16 protein-coding genes are annotated in these 17,171 nt (G+C 56.7%); 6 read left to right on the top strand and 10 right to left on the bottom strand.

The genetic code is table 11. From position 1 onward, the window contains the following. Positions 1-195: 195 nt before the first annotated feature. Positions 196-732, top strand: a complete 537-nt coding sequence (gene hpt, locus AC0T7J_RS18115; RefSeq protein ID WP_086905220.1) for a hypoxanthine phosphoribosyltransferase — start codon at positions 196-198, stop codon at positions 730-732. Between the two features lie 80 nt (positions 733-812). Here the strand turns inward: hpt and can are convergent, their stop codons facing one another. Next, a complete protein-coding gene (gene can / locus AC0T7J_RS18110; protein WP_208002414.1) occupies positions 813-1,469 on the bottom strand; it encodes a carbonate dehydratase in 657 nt (218 codons plus the stop codon). 108 nt (positions 1,470-1,577) lie between these two features. Between can and AC0T7J_RS18105 the strand changes: the two genes are divergently transcribed. The 3 genes from AC0T7J_RS18105 (at position 1,578) to AC0T7J_RS18095 (ending at position 4,710) form a co-directional block, all read left to right on the top strand. Continuing rightward, positions 1,578-2,507 carry an ABC transporter ATP-binding protein gene (locus tag AC0T7J_RS18105; protein ID WP_010254017.1) on the top strand — a complete coding sequence of 310 codons (930 nt, stop codon included), beginning with the start codon at positions 1,578-1,580 and terminating at the stop codon, positions 2,505-2,507. Then, positions 2,504-3,274 (top strand): ABC transporter permease, encoded by a 771-nt coding sequence (locus tag AC0T7J_RS18100; protein WP_473795659.1) that lies wholly within the window; start codon positions 2,504-2,506, stop codon positions 3,272-3,274. Before AC0T7J_RS18105 ends, AC0T7J_RS18100 begins: the two co-directional genes overlap by 4 nt. Before the next feature lie 422 nt (positions 3,275-3,696). After that, complete coding sequence (locus AC0T7J_RS18095; protein WP_473795658.1) at positions 3,697-4,710, top strand: acyltransferase family protein; 1,014 nt, start codon at positions 3,697-3,699, stop codon at positions 4,708-4,710. A 64-nt stretch (positions 4,711-4,774) separates the two neighbouring features. On the opposite strand, the gene panD is transcribed toward AC0T7J_RS18095, so the two are convergent. The 9 genes from panD to thpR form a co-directional block, all read right to left on the bottom strand. Further along, the gene (gene panD / locus AC0T7J_RS18090; RefSeq protein ID WP_010254022.1) at positions 4,775-5,155 is read right to left on the bottom strand and encodes an aspartate 1-decarboxylase; all 381 of its coding nucleotides are present in this window, start codon (positions 5,153-5,155) and stop codon (positions 4,775-4,777) included. A 46-nt stretch (positions 5,156-5,201) separates the two neighbouring features. Further along, positions 5,202-6,056, bottom strand: a complete 855-nt coding sequence (gene panC, locus AC0T7J_RS18085) for a pantoate--beta-alanine ligase (RefSeq protein ID WP_473795657.1) — start codon at positions 6,054-6,056, stop codon at positions 5,202-5,204. Between the two features lie 15 nt (positions 6,057-6,071). Next, on the bottom strand, positions 6,072-6,866 hold the full coding sequence (gene panB / locus AC0T7J_RS18080; protein ID WP_473795656.1) for a 3-methyl-2-oxobutanoate hydroxymethyltransferase: 795 nt from the start codon (positions 6,864-6,866) through the stop codon (positions 6,072-6,074). A gap of 83 nt (positions 6,867-6,949) precedes the next feature. Beyond that, entirely contained in the window at positions 6,950-7,435 is a 486-nt protein-coding gene (gene folK, locus AC0T7J_RS18075; protein WP_473795655.1) for a 2-amino-4-hydroxy-6-hydroxymethyldihydropteridine diphosphokinase, read from the bottom strand. Then, entirely contained in the window at positions 7,432-8,850 is a 1,419-nt protein-coding gene (pcnB, locus tag AC0T7J_RS18070) for a polynucleotide adenylyltransferase PcnB (protein ID WP_473795757.1), read from the bottom strand. The genes folK and pcnB overlap by 4 nt, the downstream gene beginning before the upstream one ends. An 86-nt stretch (positions 8,851-8,936) precedes the next feature. Then, on the bottom strand, positions 8,937-9,815 hold the full coding sequence (gene gluQRS / locus AC0T7J_RS18065; RefSeq protein ID WP_473795654.1) for a tRNA glutamyl-Q(34) synthetase GluQRS: 879 nt from the start codon (positions 9,813-9,815) through the stop codon (positions 8,937-8,939). A 73-nt stretch (positions 9,816-9,888) separates the two neighbouring features. Next, the gene (dksA, locus tag AC0T7J_RS18060; protein ID WP_473795653.1) at positions 9,889-10,344 is read right to left on the bottom strand and encodes an RNA polymerase-binding protein DksA; all 456 of its coding nucleotides are present in this window, start codon (positions 10,342-10,344) and stop codon (positions 9,889-9,891) included. Positions 10,345-10,591: 247 nt separating this feature from the next. Then, entirely contained in the window at positions 10,592-11,296 is a 705-nt protein-coding gene (sfsA, locus tag AC0T7J_RS18055; RefSeq protein ID WP_473795652.1) for a DNA/RNA nuclease SfsA, read from the bottom strand. Continuing rightward, on the bottom strand, positions 11,274-11,831 hold the full coding sequence (gene thpR, locus AC0T7J_RS18050; RefSeq protein WP_473795651.1) for an RNA 2',3'-cyclic phosphodiesterase: 558 nt from the start codon (positions 11,829-11,831) through the stop codon (positions 11,274-11,276). Before thpR ends, sfsA begins: the two co-directional genes overlap by 23 nt. Positions 11,832-11,867: 36 nt before the next feature. Here thpR and hrpB point away from each other — a divergent pair, with 36 nt between their 5' ends. Together hrpB and mrcB are read left to right on the top strand one after the other, a co-directional pair. Continuing rightward, positions 11,868-14,351, top strand: coding sequence for an ATP-dependent helicase HrpB (gene hrpB, locus AC0T7J_RS18045; protein ID WP_473795650.1), 2,484 nt, complete (start codon positions 11,868-11,870; stop codon positions 14,349-14,351). A gap of 98 nt (positions 14,352-14,449) precedes the next feature. After that, positions 14,450-16,990 carry a bifunctional glycosyl transferase/transpeptidase gene (gene mrcB / locus AC0T7J_RS18040; protein WP_473795649.1) on the top strand — a complete coding sequence of 847 codons (2,541 nt, stop codon included), beginning with the start codon at positions 14,450-14,452 and terminating at the stop codon, positions 16,988-16,990. Positions 16,991-17,171 lie beyond the last annotated feature (181 nt).

Here is a 17,171-nt window from a genome sequence, read left to right as displayed (position 1 = left end):
TTGGATAAAGGCTACCATGCAGCGAATCATGCTGGTAAATGCCAGAATGTTCTAAGGTAATGCGCAATTCAGTTACCCACAGGCGGCGGGTAATAATTTTCGCGACGTAATCGTTTGCTTATGGCGGTGCACAGCCGTCGCGGCTGCGTCTGTGATAGACTCCGGGGCTTTTCTGACGTAACCGGGCTGAACGCAATGAAACACACTGTTGAAGTGATGATCCCTGAACAGGCAATCGCCACGCGCATCGCTGAACTGGGCAAAGAGATTAACGACCATTACCGCGACAGCGGCAGCGATATGGTGCTGGTGGGGCTGCTGCGCGGCTCTTTTATGTTCATGGCTGATCTCTGTCGCGCCATCGATGTGCCGCATGAAGTCGACTTTATGACGGCTTCCAGCTACGGCAGCGGTATGTCCAGCACGCGTGATGTGAAAATCCTGAAAGATCTGGATGAAGATATCCGTGGCAAGGATGTGCTGATCGTCGAAGATATCATCGACTCTGGCAACACCCTGAGCAAAGTGCGTGAGATTCTGCAGCTGCGTCAGCCAAAATCCCTGGCGATCTGTACCCTGCTGGATAAGCCAGAGCGCCGTGAAGTCGACGTGAATGTCGAATATGTTGGCTTTGCGATTCCGGATGAGTTCGTGGTGGGCTTTGGTATCGACTATGCTCAGCACTATCGCCATCTGCCTTATATCGGCAAAGTGGTGCCGCTGGAATCCTGATCCCGCTCTACCGCACATTCTTCCAAGGCCTGCACCTGTTGCCTGGTGTAGGCTATGCCGCGCTTTACGCTGCGATCGGCTCAGGCCTCGCCGTTCTTCCGCAGATTAGCAATGCCGTGACGGTAGCGCTGTTCAAGGATCTCCCGGCTGTCTGCTGTCACATCAAGGTTACGCAGACAGCCGTCCTGAATGCCGTATACCCAGCCGTGCAGGGAGACATCCTTACCGCGTTTCCAGGCCGATTGCAGTACGGTCGAGTGCCCCAGGTTGTAGACTTGTTCAATAACGTTGATTTCACACAGTTTGTCCAGGCGCTTATCCGGCGGGAGTTCCCCCAGCAACACGCTATGCTTGTACCAGAGGTCGCGGATGTGCAGCAGCCAGTTGTCGATTAATCCCAGTTCAGGGTTATCCATCGCCGCCTGCACGCCGCCGCAGCCGTAATGGCCGCAGACGATAACGTGTTCCACTTCCAGCACTTCGATAGCGTACTGCACCACGGACAGACAGTTCAGGTCGGTGTGGATCACCAGATTGGCCACGTTGCGGTGAACAAAGAGTTCGCCGGGTTCGAGTCCGGTCAGACGTTCGGCAGGAACCCGGCTGTCAGAACAGCCAATCCACAGGAAGCGCGGTTTTTGTGCCTGGGCGAGCCGCTCAAAAAAGCTGGGATCTTCTTCAACCAGTAATTTTGACCATTCGCGGTTGTTTCTGATCAGGGTATTGATGTCTGTCATGGTGTTGAGCGACCGGTTACTGCGCAGAGTGCGCGCGCGTACTATATGACAGGGCCTGATAAATTTAAACGGCATTGCAATGCCATCAAAACAGGGTATGGATGCAGAATGACTTATGCACTGGAACTTTCCCGGCTGACCAAGACCTATCCCGGCGGCGTTCAGGCGCTGAAGGGCATCGATCTTAACGTTGAAGCGGGTGATTTTTATGCACTGCTGGGGCCAAACGGTGCCGGTAAATCGACCACCATCGGCATTATCAGTTCGCTGGTGAACAAATCCGAGGGCAGCGTGCGGGTGTTTGGCTACGATCTTGAAAAAGATGTGGTCAATGCCAAACGCCAGCTTGGCCTGGTGCCGCAGGAGTTTAACTTCAACCCGTTTGAGACGGTGATGCAAATCGTCGTTAATCAGGCGGGTTACTACGGTGTTGAGCGTCGTGAAGCCAATGAGCGGGCGGAGAAGTACCTGAAGCAGCTCGATCTGTGGGGAAAACGCGCTGAGCGTGCGCGCATGCTTTCCGGTGGGATGAAGCGCCGCCTGATGATTGCTCGCGCGCTGATGCATGAGCCTAAGCTGCTGATTCTGGATGAGCCGACGGCCGGGGTCGATATCGAACTGCGACGCTCAATGTGGGTGTTCCTGAAAGATCTCAATGCCAAAGGCACCACCATTATTCTCACTACCCACTATCTGGAAGAGGCGGAGATGCTGTGCCGCAACATCGGCATCATCCAGAGCGGTGAGCTGGTGGAGAACACCTCAATGAAAGGGCTGCTCTCCAAGCTCAAATCAGAAACCTTTATTCTGGATCTGGCGCCGCGTAGTCCGCTGCCCACGCTGGAAGGGTTCCAGTACCGCCTGACCGATACCTCAACGCTCGAAGTGGAAGTGCTGCGTGAGCAGGGGCTCAACAGTGTCTTCAGTCAGCTTAGCGCGCAGGGTGTGCAGGTGCTGAGTATGCGTAATAAAGCCAACCGTCTTGAAGAGCTGTTTGTGGGTCTGACGACGCAGGGAAAAACAGGAGCAAAAGCATGACACATCTCTACTGGGTGGCGCTGAAGAGCATCTGGGCCAAAGAGGTTAACCGTTTCGCCCGCATCTGGATCCAGACACTGGTGCCGCCGGTGATCACCATGACGCTCTATTTCATCATCTTTGGCAACCTGATTGGGTCGCGCATCGGTGAGATGCATGGTTTCAGCTATATGCAGTTCATCGTGCCGGGATTGATTATGATGGCGGTTATCACTAACGCCTATGCCAACGTGGCGTCGTCGTTCTTCAGCGCCAAGTTCCAGCGCAACATTGAAGAGCTGCTGGTCGCGCCGGTGCCGACTCACATCATTATTGCCGGTTATGTTGGCGGCGGCGTAGCGCGCGGTGTCTGCGTGGGTATTCTGGTGACGGCCATCTCGCTGTTCTTTGTGCCGTTCCACGTGCATTCCTGGACGATGGTGGCGGTCACGCTGCTGTTGACCGCAATTCTGTTTTCACTGGCAGGTCTGCTCAACGCTGTCTTTGCGCGCACCTTTGATGATATCAGCCTGATCCCGACCTTTGTCCTGACGCCACTGACTTATCTGGGCGGCGTATTCTATTCGCTGAGCCTGTTACCGCCGATCTGGCAGGCGGTCTCTAAACTGAATCCAATCGTTTATATGATTAGTGGATTCCGTTATGGCTTCCTGGGCATTAATGATGTGCCGCTGGTGTTTACGCTCTCGGTACTGGTGGCCTTTATTCTGGTGTTCTACTGGCTTGTCTATTCGCTGATTCAGCGCGGGCGCGGATTACGCACCTGATGATAAACTGAACGAAAAGGGCCACGCAGCGTTAAGGGCGTGGCTTTTTTTTGTGAATAAAAAATAACCATCATTAAAGTAGTCACTGGTCTTAAAGTTCACATTAATGCCTGCCCCACCGTTTTTGTTTTGTTACCGCAGCGGCGAATAACCTCACTTTCATCCTTCCTGATAAAAAATAATCCTAAGCTTTATCTGATAATAATGTGGCTGTTGCTTCTATCTTAATGATTCTAAACTGTTAAATTTTTTTTAAGAATAGCCTTAAAGTCTGGCTGTTGTTTATTTGATTATGAATTATCAGAATAGCGCCGGAATAAGGTTATTCCTCTGCTCAGGGACGAATGAGTAGGCTAAGAGTCTTCTTAATAAGAAAAATGGCATCCGAATCAGGGCCAGTTTTTAATCAAAGGCAGGAAAAGATGAATCGTATAACGTGGATCGATAATCTGCGGGGATTGAGTATTCTCGCAATCATTTTTTTGCACAGCACTATTGCCGTACATAATAATGCCGGACATTTTACCGCCTTCAGTGGCCTGTTAAATGAGATGCTGGCACCGGTAAGGCTGGGACTGATGTTCTTTGTTTCGGGTTTATTTGTCGATGCCGGTTTAAGAAAAGGCCTGGGTCCTTTTTTTAATAACAAGGTGCGCAGTATTCTCTATCCATTTGTGGTCTGGGTTGCAGTCTACGGCGGGTTGAAAATCCTGTTTAGCTCGATGGCAAATACGCCGCAATCACCGATGAATATTATTCTCTCCCACCTGACCGGTGGCGGTGATATGACCTGGTTCCTGCATTCGTTGTTTCTCTTCTTTATTGTGATTATCTTTGCCCGTCACTTGCCGTTCCTGCTGGTGTTTGCCATCTGTATGACGCTGAGCTGGGCGCTGCCGGCGATTGAGGCGGATGGCGTGTTTGCCAGCTTCGACAATACGCACATCAATAAATCGCTTTATCTGTTTGTATTCTTCTATCTCGGCGATTACGTCGTGAGGAAGCAGGTGGATATCGCGGAGAAAGTGCAGCATGGCCCGACGCTGTTTATCTCAGTAATTAGTTTTGTGCTGCTCTCCTGTCTGAATATCTTTGTACTGGATCGTCATTCCCAGGCGTTATTGTCACCGCTGGCACTATTATCCGTTCCGTTCTTTGTCTGGATTGCGCTGAAACTGAAGTCTGAACTGGTCTACTACATTGGCGTCAATTCTATCGTCTTCTACCTGTCGCATTATCTGGCGATTCAGTTCTTCAGTAAGATTGTGAAGTTTGAAAGCCCGTCTGCCTGGGTCAATGACCTGAAGTTTATTTCGGCGTTTCTGGTGGCGCTGGCGTTGCCGTGGACATTATGCCTGATGAGAAAACACGGCTGGTTTAATTTCCTCTTTACGATGAAAAAGTCATCGAAGCCGATGACAACCAAACCGGTTTAATTGCGGATGAAGAAATAAAAAGGGCCACCCGTTTAAGGGTGGCCCTTTTTTAAACAGGCTTTAATCAGGCGATCTGCACTGGCAGCGCTTTCGCCAGACGCTTCATTTGATTATCACCTTCGAAATAAGCGACCTTAGGCTGCCACTGACGCGCTTCGGCATCGTCTACCTGCACATAAGAGCAGATAATTAAAATATCGCCTTCGCAGGCGCATCGGGCTGCTGCACCGTTGACCGAGATAATTTTCGAGCCACGCTCAGCCGCGATAGCGTAGGTGGAAAAGCGCTGACCATTGGTGACGTTATAAATATCGATCGCTTCATATTGCAAAATGCCAGACGCATCCAGGAAGTCCTGATCGATAGCGCAGGAACCTTCATAATTGAGGTCCGCCTGCGTCACCTTCACGCGGTGCAATTTGCCTTGCAGAACTGTGCGAATCATAGCCAGAAACCTTATCAGAGAAATAAAATAACCTGCCGCGAGAGACTTACTGCGTCAGGTCAACGGTTTGATTATCAATCAGGCGGGCCTTGCCCAGCCACGCGGCCATCAGCACCACCGCGCGCTGGCTGTCCACCGTCAGTGGTTGCAGCGTTTCCGCATCACAGATCGCCAGGCCATCAGGACGCAATCCCTGCGCCAGCAGGGTCTCACCGGCTGCCTCAATGATCTCGTCAATATGACGCTCGCCATTCTCCAGCTGCGTTGCCATCTGATGCATCACCTGGCTCAGGGCCGGTGCCAGCTTACGCTCATCTGCCGTCAGGTAGCCGTTGCGCGAACTCAGCGCCAAACCATCTTTAGCGCGCACCGTAGGCACACCAACAATCTCAATGTCGAAGCCCATATCGGCCACCATCTTACGAATGATAGCCAGCTGCTGAAAATCCTTTTCACCAAAACAGGCAATATCGGGCTGTACCAGATTAAACAGTTTGCTGACGATAGTAGCCACTCCGCGAAAATGGCCAGGACGCGTGGCCCCTTCCAGCAGGGAAGAGAGCACCGGCACCTCAACAAAGGTCTGATTCTGCGCGCCCTGCGGATAAACTTCAGCAGGTGAGGGGGCGAAGACCACGTCAACCTGGTGGCGATTCAGTTTTTCACAATCTTCCTGCAGCGTGCGCGGGTAGCGCGCTAAATCATCGGCGCGATCGAACTGCATCGGATTGACAAAGATCGAAACAATCACAATGTCGCCGCGCGCCCGTGCTTCATCCACCAGCGTCAGATGGCCTTCATGCAGGTTGCCCATGGTCGGCACCAGCGCAATGCGTTTACCTTGCTGGCGCCAGCGACGGACTTCCTGGCGCAGCATCAGCAGCGTTTCAATGATCAACACGGTGACTCTCCTGGATTACTGGAAACTGTGCTCTGTCGCCGGGTAGGTTCCGGCCTCGACTTCGGCGATATAGTGGCGAATCGCCGCGCGAACATCGCCGGTCTCCGCCAGGAAATTTTTGGCAAATTTAGGGATGTGGCCGCCGGTCACGCCCAGCGCGTCATGCATCACCAGAATCTGACCATCGGTCACGTTACCGGCACCGATGCCGATCACCGGGATGGTGAGCGCGTCGGTAATCCGCTGCGCCACCGACACCGGCACACACTCCAGCACCATCAGCTGTGCGCCTGCGGCTTCCAGCGTCAGCGCATCGGCCAGCAGCTGCTCTGCACCGGCTTCATCCCGGCCCTGCACTTTATAGCCGCCAAAGATATTGACCGACTGCGGTGTCAGGCCCAGATGACCACACACCGGAACGGCCCGCTCGGTCAGCATCTGCACGGTCTCAGCCAGCCAGCTGCCGCCTTCCAGCTTCACCATGTTAGCACCGGCACGCATCAGCTGCGCGGCGTTGTCAAAGGTCTGCGGTGGCGTGGCATAACTCATAAACGGCAGGTCGGCGAGCAGCAGGGCCTGTGGTGCACCACGGCGCACGGCAGCAGTGTGATAAGCGATGTCGCTGACCGTGACCGGCAGCGTGGAATCATGCCCCTGCACCGTCATCCCTAAAGAATCACCAACCAGCAGCACCTGAATGCCTTCATCGGCAAACAAGCGGGCAAAACTGAAATCGTAGGCGGTCAGGGTCGCGAATTTTTTACCGCTGGCTTTCGCCTGACGCAGATGTGAAATCGTGGTGGGTTTCATGGCGCTCTCAACTCAGGAATTCTGATGGGCGCAGTTTACTGGATAGCGTGAAAGAGCGGAATCAGAGATGTGCGTTTGTCTGTTCAGCCGTGCCACAGCACGATGCTGCTGCTGTCGAGAGTCGTCAGGATTGTGCTGAGTGCGCGACCGTCGGGCAGGCGGGCGTCGGGCGCAATCGCCAGCAGAGGCACCAGCATAAACGCGCGATTCAGCAGATCATAGTGCGGCACAATCAACCGCTCCGTGTTGATTTGCGCCTCGCCAAACAGCATCAGATCGATATCCAGCGTGCGCGGACCCCAGCGTTCTGCCTTGCGCACCCGGCCATGCTCCCGCTCAATTCGCTGGGTATGGTCAAGCAGCGCTTCTGCACTGAGATCGGTCTCCAGCGCCACGGCGGCATTGAGAAAATCGGGCTGATCGGGCGGGCCATAAGGCGGCGTGCGGTAGAACGGCGAGGTTGCGATGCGTTGCGTCTGCGGCAACGCATCCAGTGCGGTCAGCGCTGCATCAACCTGATGCAGCGGATCGGCCAGGTTACTGCCTAACGCGAGGTAAACCCGTGTCATGAGACGTTCTGGTTGTCACGACGCGGCGCGGAAGGACGGCGGCGCGGACGACGCGATTTATTACGCGGCACCGGATCGTCACCCAGGTTATTAAGCATGTTTTTCTGATGCGGCGGCGCAGCCACCTGGAATTCACCCCACCACTGGCTCAGGCGCAGCAGTTCCGGGTTATTTTCCACTTCTGCACGCAGTGCCAGCAGATCGTAAGCGGCACGGAATTTCGGATGCTCCATCAGTTTCCAGGCGCGTTTACCGTGACGGCGGGACATGCGTAACTGCAGCAGCCAGATATCGCGGATGAGCGACGTAATACGTTTCGGAATTGCCAGCGCACGGCACGCTTCGTCCAGCGTATCGTTCATCGCCATCGCAAAAGCTTCGAAGTAGGTCAGGCCACTTTCCTGCGCAATGCGTTCTGCCGTTTCAAGCTGCGGATACCAGAACATCGCGGCAAACAGGAACGCCGGGTTAACGCGCATGTCATTGTGAATGCGGTTATCGGTGTTTTTCAGCACCTGCGCCAGCATTCTCTCCATGTGGCTATCGCTGTTTTCCGTGAAGTTGCGCGCCAGCGTCGGGAACAGCGGCTGGAACAGCTGATATTCACACAGCTTGTGATACGTGCTGTAGCCGTAGCCAGCCTGCAACATCTTCAGCGACTCTTCAAACAGGCGAGCAGGCGGAATATCACGCAACAGTGAGGCCAGGCGTGGAATCGGCTCGGCGGTTTCCGGCGCAATGCTCATATTGAGTTTGGCGGCAAAACGCGCGACGCGCAGCATGCGGACCGGATCTTCGCGGTAGCGGGTTTCCGGATCGCCAATCAGGCGAATGATGCCCTGTTCGAGATCGCTGATGCCGCCGACATAGTCACGCACGCTGAAATCAGCCACGCTGTAGTAGAGGCTGTTAATGGTGAGATCGCGTCGCTGGGCATCATCTTCGATAGAGCCGAAGATGTTGTCGCGCAGCAGCATGCCGCTCTGGGCGCGCTGCGAACTGTTGCGATCCTCTTCCGGCTCTTCCGCCTGATGATGTCCACGGAAGGTGGCGACTTCGATCACTTCCGGGCCAAACATCACGTGTGCCAGACGGAAACGACGGCCAACCAGGCGACAGTTGCGGAACAGCTTACGCATCTGCTCAGGCGTGGCATTGGTGGTCACGTCGAAATCTTTGGGTTTTTGCCCCAGTAGCAAATCGCGCACGCCACCGCCTACCAGATAGGCTTCATAACCGGCTTTGTTCAGGCGATAGAGCACTTTGAGGGCATTTTCGCTGATGTCTTTACGTGAGATGGTATGGCTTTCACGAGGGATGATGGTCATCAGACGCTCTGGTTCAACCTCTGCTGGGGCTTCCTCTTCATCACGCTTCAGGACTTTCCGGCAAAAATTAGCTACTCGGGTAAAAATGGGACACCTCGACAGTGGCAATTAGGGTGTAGGTAAAATCAGCGGCTAATCATAGCCTGTTGAGAACCGTTTGAGAATGCTGTTGTCTATGCATCCGGTTTCAGGGCGTTCTCTTGCGGCATCAAAGCGATATTCCACTGCGACACCGCATCAGACAGCAGTTTGTCCTGCGTTAAGTCCTGCCAGCCGCCTGAAACCGGCTGTCCGAGGAAGCGTAACGCCGCCACCAGCAGGGGTCTGGCATCGCCATCCGGCAGCGCAGGTGCATGATTCTGCTTCGACAACTTATGACCATCGTGGTTAAGCGCCAGCGGCAGATGCAGCCAGTCAGGCACCCGCCAGCCAAATTGCTGGTAGAGCGCAATCTGTCGCACCGTCGGCTCAATCAAATCTGCGCCGCGAACCACTTCGGTAATGCCCTGAAAATGATCATCGACGACGACCGCCAGGTTATAGGCAAACAGGCCATCACGGCGGTGAATAATAAAATCTTCCTGTGCCAGACGTCTGTCCGCCTCCACACGGCCACGCAGACGATCGTCAAACGCAAAGACCGGCGCATGCTGGCGTAAACGCAGCGCGGCATTCTCCGGTCCGCGTTGCCGTTCACGGCAGTAACCATCATAGAAACCGCCAATCTGCTGAATGCGACGCCGGGGGCAGGTGCAGTAATAACTCTGACGATGCAGCTGCAGCCAGGCCAGCGCGTCACGGTAGGCCTCATGACGTTGTGACTGCCATAGCACCTCGCCATCCCACTCTAAACCGTAGTGCTCCAGCTGCTGCAGGATACGGCTGGCGGCACCCGGCACTTCCCGTGGCGGATCGATATCTTCAATCCTCACCCGCCAGATGCCGTTTTGCGCACGCGCGCTCAGGTAACTGCCCAGGGCAGCAATCAGCGATCCGAAGTGGAGTTCACCAGAGGGAGAAGGGGCGAAGCGACCGATACAGGAGGATGACATAGGTTTCAGAAGTGACCACGCAGCGGACAAAACAGCAGGTGTTCCACTGCGTGGTAACAGGCTGGACGCGGCATCAGCCGGCCATTTGTTTCTCGCGAATTTCTGCTAGCGTCTTACAGTCGATGCAGAGATCGGCAGTAGGACGGGCTTCGAGACGGCGGATACCAATCTCAACGCCACAGGAATCGCAATAGCCGAAGTCGTCATCTTCAACTTTCTTCAGCGTCTTCTCGATCTTTTTGATCAGTTTACGTTCGCGATCGCGGTTACGCAGCTCCAGGCTGAACTCCTCTTCCTGCGCGGCACGGTCAACCGGGTCCGGGAAGTTAGCGGCTTCATCCTGCATATGAGAAACGGTACGATCGACTTCGTCCCGTAATTGATTACGCCAGGCTTCCAGAATCTTGCGAAAATGGGTCAGCTGCGCATCATTCATATACACTTCGCCAGGCTTCACCTGATAAGGTTCGACGCCAGCAATAGAGAGAATACTCAGGGACGATGTTTTACGGTTTTGACCTTCTTGCATGTTGCTTCTCCTGGATAACACGCACTATACCCTTCGAATTTCGTCTCGCAGGGGCCTTGCTGCCAGCCTGCATTTGACGTCTGCGGGGTACATCGATCCCCCATTGGGGAAAAAAACAGGCCGCTATAAATAACAGAAGCCGTCAGGGTTGGCAATTCTTCATGAACACACCTTGACAAGCCTGTGAGGAACCGCGTAATTGGCCCTTAGCTCAGAACATTCTTAACACATAAAATTGCAAAAGATATTACAAGGTTACGTTGATCGGCGATTTAAGAAACATTCCCTCCGCCGATAAGTCTGCCTGATACGCTAAAACCTCTACGCCCTCCTGCTGCGCCTGAGCCAGTTGTTCTGCATACGCCACATCAATGTGACGTGCCGGAGAAACGTCCTCAATCCCCGAGTGCAAAACGGCAAACAACAAAACGGCCCGATGACCCGCTGCCGTAACTGTCGCCAGTTCACGCAGGTGTTTCTGTCCTCGAATCGTCACCGCATCCGGAAAATAACCTTTTCCTTCATGTAGAAGGGTTACGGATTTCACCTCAATATAGCAGTTGCGTCGCTCATCTGCCTTGAGCAGGAAATCAATTCTGCTTTTTTCACTGCCATATCTCACTTCCGCCTGACGATGTGTATAACCGGCCAGCGCTGGCAGCCGATCCTGCTCAAGCGCCTCAGCCACCAGCTGGTTGGCGCGCAGGGTATTCACGCAGATCCAGTGGCCCTGTTGCGTTTCGGTCAGCTCCCAGCTGTGGGGGTATTTGCGCGTCAGGCTGTCGGAGGTCGAATACCAGACCCGATCGCCCGGCGTGGCGCAGCCGGTCATGGCGCCGGTATTGGCGCAGTGAATCGTCAGAACGTCGCCCTCTGGCGTCACCACATCGGCCAGGAAACGTTTGTAACGGGCAATCAGCCGGGCGGGTTTAAGGGGCGGAGAGAAGTGCATGGGGATCCTGAGAGAGTAATGGCCAGCTTGCCAGGGCGCGATAGCGGGTGCGGCCCCGGGCATATTCAGAGGCGAACAGAGAAAAGGTGGAGACGCGAAAACGCCAGTGAAAGCCGCGCGGCGGTAACGTCACCGGCTGGGTGGCGTGGCGTAACAGCGTGATGTGCGGATGAAACGGCTGGGGGCTCTGGTAACAGCCATGCCGGGCGGCCTGCGCCCGCAGCAGGCTGGCGAGCTGCAACAGACCGCGTGGCGCGCGCTGGCAGCCGAGCCAGACCACGCCGGGGCGCGGCCAGTGTCCGGCATCATCAAGGTCGAGATCAAAACCGGGTTGCACAATACGCGAGGCCAGCGTCTGCAGGCGCTGTGAGGTTTCCGGCGCAACTTCACCCAGAAACGCCAGCGTCAGGTGCAGATTCGCCGCGACCACCGGCTGGCCCGCCTCCGCAGGAAAGGTATCGGCCCGCCAGCGCACCAGCTCTTGCTGCATCTCGTCAGGCAGGCTGATGGCAAAAAATAAGCGTTGTGTCGCCATGGCGCTCTCCGGCAAATATCACGGATGGATGCTACAATGCGCGCCATCTTAGCACAGGCAGAAGCGGAGTTTGCTGTGAGCGATTTACCGGTCAGCGCGGTGCTGCCTGACATCCTGGCGGCGCTGCGTGACGCCTCTCAAATCCTGCTGGCCGCGCCCACGGGTGCGGGCAAATCGACCTGGCTGCCGCTGCAGTTGTTACAGCAGGCGGCGCTGCCGGGGCGGATCATCATGCTGGAGCCACGTCGGCTGGCGGCACGTAATGTGGCGCAACGGCTGGCTGAGCAACTCGACGAGCAACCGGGTGGCACGGTGGGATTCCGGATGCGTGGCGAAAGCTGCGTCGGGCCACAGACCCGGCTGGAGGTGGTGACCGAAGGGATGCTCACGCGCATGCTTCAGCACGATCCGATGCTGGAGGGCGTGTCGCTGGTGATCCTTGATGAATTTCACGAGCGCAGCCTGCAGGCCGATCTGGCGCTGGCGCTGCTGCTTGATGTGCAGCAGGGGCTGCGCGACGACCTTAAAATCATGCTGATGTCCGCCACGCTGGACAATGCCCGGCTGGCGGCGCTGCTGCCGGATGCGCCACTTATTGTCTCAGAAGGGCGCAGCTATCCGGTTGAGCGGCGTTACGCGTCACTGAATCAGAATGTGCGCTTTGAAGAGGCGGTCGCGCGTGAAGTCGCCCAGCAGCTGCGGGATGAGAGCGGTTCGCTGCTGCTGTTTCTGCCGGGTGTGGCGGAGATCGAACGGGTGAAGCGCGAGCTGGAATCACGCATCAGTGACGACGTTGATCTGACGCCGCTCTATGGCGCACTGCCGTTAGCGGCGCAGCGCCGGGCAATTCTGCCTGCCGCCGCCGGCCGCCGCAAAGTGGTGCTGGCCACCAATATCGCCGAAACCAGCCTGACGATTGAGGGGATTCGGCTGGTGGTCGACAGTGCGCTGGAACGCAGCGCACTGTTTGACGCCCGCAGCGGTGTGACACGCCTGCAGACCCAGCGAATCAGCCAGGCCTCGATGATCCAGCGTGCAGGTCGCGCCGGGCGACTGATGCCGGGGCTCTGCCTGCATCTGGTGCCGCAGGAGCAGGCATCACGAGCGGCGGCGCAGAGCGAACCGGAAATCGTTAACAGCGATCTCTCGTCGCTGTGGCTGGATCTGCTGCAGTGGGGCTGTACCCAGCCGCAACAGCTGCAGTGGCTGGACCAGCCGCCCGCCAGAAATCTGGATGCGGCGCAGCAGCAGCTGACCCGACTGGGGGCACTGGACAACAACGGCCTGCTCAACACGCTGGGACGGCGTATGGCGCAACTGGGCTGTGATCCCCGACTCGCCGCCATGCTGTGTGCCGCAGGCGATGAGCCGGATGCGGTCGCCAGCGCCGCGCTGCTGGTGGCGATTCTGGAAGATCCTCCCCGCAGCGGCAGCGCCGACCTGCGTGATGCGCTGCATCGGCCGCAGGCACAATGGCTGCGGCGGGCGCAGCAGTGGCAGCAGCGGCTTAAAATTCGTGGCGGGCGGGTCGATGAAGATCGTTTCGCCGGATTGCTGGCGGTGGGCTTTGGCGATCGGCTGGCGCGGCGACGCGATCAGAGCGGTCGCTATCAGCTGGCCAACGGGCTGGGGGCCAGACTCGATGAGCAGGATGGCCTGACGCGCAATGAATGGCTGATTGCGCCTGCTCTGTTGCAGGGCAGTGCTGCGCCGGATGCCCGGATGTTGCTGGCACTGCCGGTCGATATTGCAACGCTGTGCCAGCAGCAGCCCGCCCTGATTGAGCGCCGGACCGAAGTAGAATGGGACGAAGAGAAAGGCACGCTGCGCGCATTCAGGCGTGAGCAGATTGGCGCGCTGATACTGAAAATCCAGCCGATGGCGCGTCCGGAACCGGAGGTGCTGCACGCGGCCATGTTGCGCTGGATCGCCGAAAAAGGTCTGTCGGTACTGGGCTGGACGCCGGAGGCCGAACAGCTGCGCCTGCGTATCCAGTGTGCGGCCCAATGGCTGCCGGAAGAGAGCTGGCCCGCGACCGACGATGAAACCCTGCTTGAGAGCCTGTCGCACTGGCTGTTGCCGCAGATGTCAGCAGTGCGCGATCTCCGCAGCCTGCAGGCAGTGAACCTGACTTCGGCACTCTTACATTTACTCACATGGTCACAGCGTCAGCGGCTGGATACTGTGCTGCCAACTCATTACACTGTGCCCACCGGAAGCCGGCTGCCAATCCGCTATGATGCGGAGAAGCCGCCCGCGCTGGCGGTCAGGATTCAGGAGATGTTTGGCGAAGCGCAGAATCCCACCGTAGCGGAAGGACGTATTCCGCTGGTGCTGGAGCTGTTATCGCCCGCCCAGCGACCGTTGCAGATCACCCGCGATCTGGCGGCGTTCTGGCGCGGTGCCTGGCCGGAGGTCAGGAAAGAGATGAAGGGACGTTATCCAAAACATCCCTGGCCAGAAGACCCGGCCACCGCCTTGCCAACAAGGCGAACCAAAAAAATGTCCCCGCAGGGTTGAATCCGCTGGATCGAATTCAGAGGGTTCTGCCATGCGACACGCGAGAAAGCAGTTAGAGTAGCGGCGCTGCCGTAAGCACTGCCTGGAGAAGAAAAGTAATGTCTGGGAACGATCGCGAACCAATAGGGCGCAAAGGTAAACCGTTGCCGCCGCGCAGCAGTGCGGGCCGGGGACGACGCAGGGATATCGAACAGGATATCGGTCAGGACGATTTTAATGATGACGAGGAGGAAGCGCCGGTGCCACGTAAAGGTAAAGGTGGAAAACCGCCGCGCGGCAAACGCCGTTGGCTGGGATGGGTAATCAAACTGTTCCTGGTGTTTGTGGTGGTCATGGCCGCGTGGGGCATCTACCTCGACTCGGAAATTCGCAGCCGGATTGACGGTAAAGTGTGGCAACTGCCCGCCACCGTCTATGGCCGCATGGTCAGCCTGGAACCCGGCATGGCCTACAACAAAAGTGAAATGGTGGCGCTGCTGGAAGGCACGCAGTATCGCGAAGTCTCCCGGATTACCCGCCCTGGCGAGTTTTCGGTGAAGGGCAACACCATCGATCTGCTGCGTCGCCCGTTTGATTTCCCCGACAGTAAAGAGGGGCAGATCCACGCGCGCATGAGCTTCAGTAAAGATGAGCTGAGCGAGATTAAAAACCTCGAAACCGGCCGTGATTTTGGCTTTTTCCGCCTCGATCCGCGCCTGATCACCATGCTGCAGTCACCGAATGGGGAACAGCGTCTCTTTGTGCCACGCGCCGGTTTCCCGGATCTGCTGGTCGATACGCTGATTGCGACCGAAGATCGCCATTTCTATGAGCATGATGGCATCAGCCCTTATTCCATTGGTCGTGCCTTCCTGGCCAACATTACCGCTGGCCGGGCAGTACAGGGCGGCAGTACGCTGACCCAGCAGCTGGTAAAAAACCTGTTCCTCACCAACGAGCGTTCGCTGTGGCGTAAAGCGCGTGAAGCCTATATGGCGGTGATCATGGATGCGCGCTACAGCAAAGATCGCATCCTGGAGCTCTACCTGAACGAGGTCTATCTCGGTCAGGCTGGCAGCGATCAGATCCGTGGTTTCCCGCTGGCCAGCCTCTACTATTTTGGCCGTCCGGTTGATGAGCTGAGTCTGGATCAGCAGGCGATGCTGGTCGGTATGGTGAAAGGTGCGTCGCTCTATAATCCGTGGCGTAACCCGAAACTGGCGCTGGAACGACGCAACCTCGTGCTGCGCCTGTTGCAGCAGCAGAAAGTGATCGACCAGGAGCTGTATGACATGCTGTCGGCCCGTCCGCTGGGCGTGCAGCCGAAAGGCGGCGTGATTACGCCACAGCCTGCCTTTATGCAGATGGTGCGTAACGAGCTTCAGGCGAAACTGGGCGACAAGGTGAAAGATCTCTCCGGGGTGAAAATCTTCACCACGCTGGATCCGGTGTCGCAGGATGCGGCCGAAAAGGCGGTGATTGATGGCATTCCGACGCTGAAAAAACAGCGTGGCCTCAAGGATCTGGAAACCGCAATGGTGGTGGTTGACCGTTTCAGCGGTGAAGTGCGTGCCATGGTTGGCGGTGCCGATCCGCAGTATGCTGGCTACAACCGTGCGCTGCAGGCGCGCCGCTCGATCGGTTCACTGGCCAAACCGGCGACCTATCTGACTGCACTGAGTCAGCCGAACACCTATCGTCTTAACAGCTGGATCGCCGATGAGCCGATCGCGCTGAAACAGCCGAACGGCAGCGTCTGGAAACCGATGAACGACGACCGTCGCTTCAGCGGCAAAGTGATGCTGGTGGATGCGCTGACCAATTCGATGAACGTGCCGACCGTAAACCTCGGCATGACGCTGGGGCTGGATGCGGTGGTGGATACCTGGAGCAAGCTGGGCGTGCCGAAAGATCAGCTGCATCCGGTGCCAGCGATGCTGCTGGGGGCGTTGAACCTGACGCCTGTTGAAGTGGCTCAGGCGTTCCAGTCGATCGCCAGCGGCGGCAACCGCGCATCGCTGTCAGCGGTGCGTTCGGTAATTGCAGAAGATGGCAGCGTGCTCTATCAGAGCTATCCGCAGGCGCAGCGCGTTGAGCCTGCTCAGGCCGCTTATCTGACGCTCTACACCATGCAGCAGGTGGCGGATCACGGTACCGCCCGTGCGCTGGGCGCGCGTTTCCCGAATGCGCATCTGGCGGGCAAAACCGGTACCACCAATGATCTGGTGGACAGCTGGTTTGCCGGTATTGATGGTAAAGAAGTGGCGATCACCTGGGTGGGACGCGATAACAACCAGCCGACCAAACTCTATGGTGCCAGCGGCGCGATGCAGCTCTACCGTCGCTACCTGGACATTCAGGCCCCGATGCCGTTGCAGCTGACGCCGCCGGAAGATGTGTCGCTGATGAATGTGGATTCTGCCGGTAACTTTGTCTGCGGCACGGGCAGCAGCACCTGGCGTTCTCTGCCAGTGTGGGCGCTGGATCCGAATGCGCTGTGTCAGCAACAGCAGCAGCAGGTTCAGCAGCAACAACAGCTCTTCGATCAGCAGCAGCAACAACAGCAACAGCAGCAGCCGCAACAACCGGCCCAGCAACCGCAGGAGCAGAAAGACAGCGACGGCGTAGCAGGGTGGATAAAAGATATGTTTGGCAAATAAATCAGTCAGACAGGTTAAAAAGGGCGCTTCGGCGCCCTTTTTTTGTTCCTGATCAATACGCGTCAATCGGCCTGCAAACGGCGTCACTGCTGGGATTTCTTCTTGCAGTGCCTGCTGAATTTCGCATATTATCTAAGCGTTATAATAATCATTATCGTTTCGATTCGCCTGCCTGAGCCTA

Source organism: Pantoea sp. E956-1, from assembly GCF_982223955.1.
This window is presented reverse-complemented; position numbering and strand designations above follow the sequence as displayed.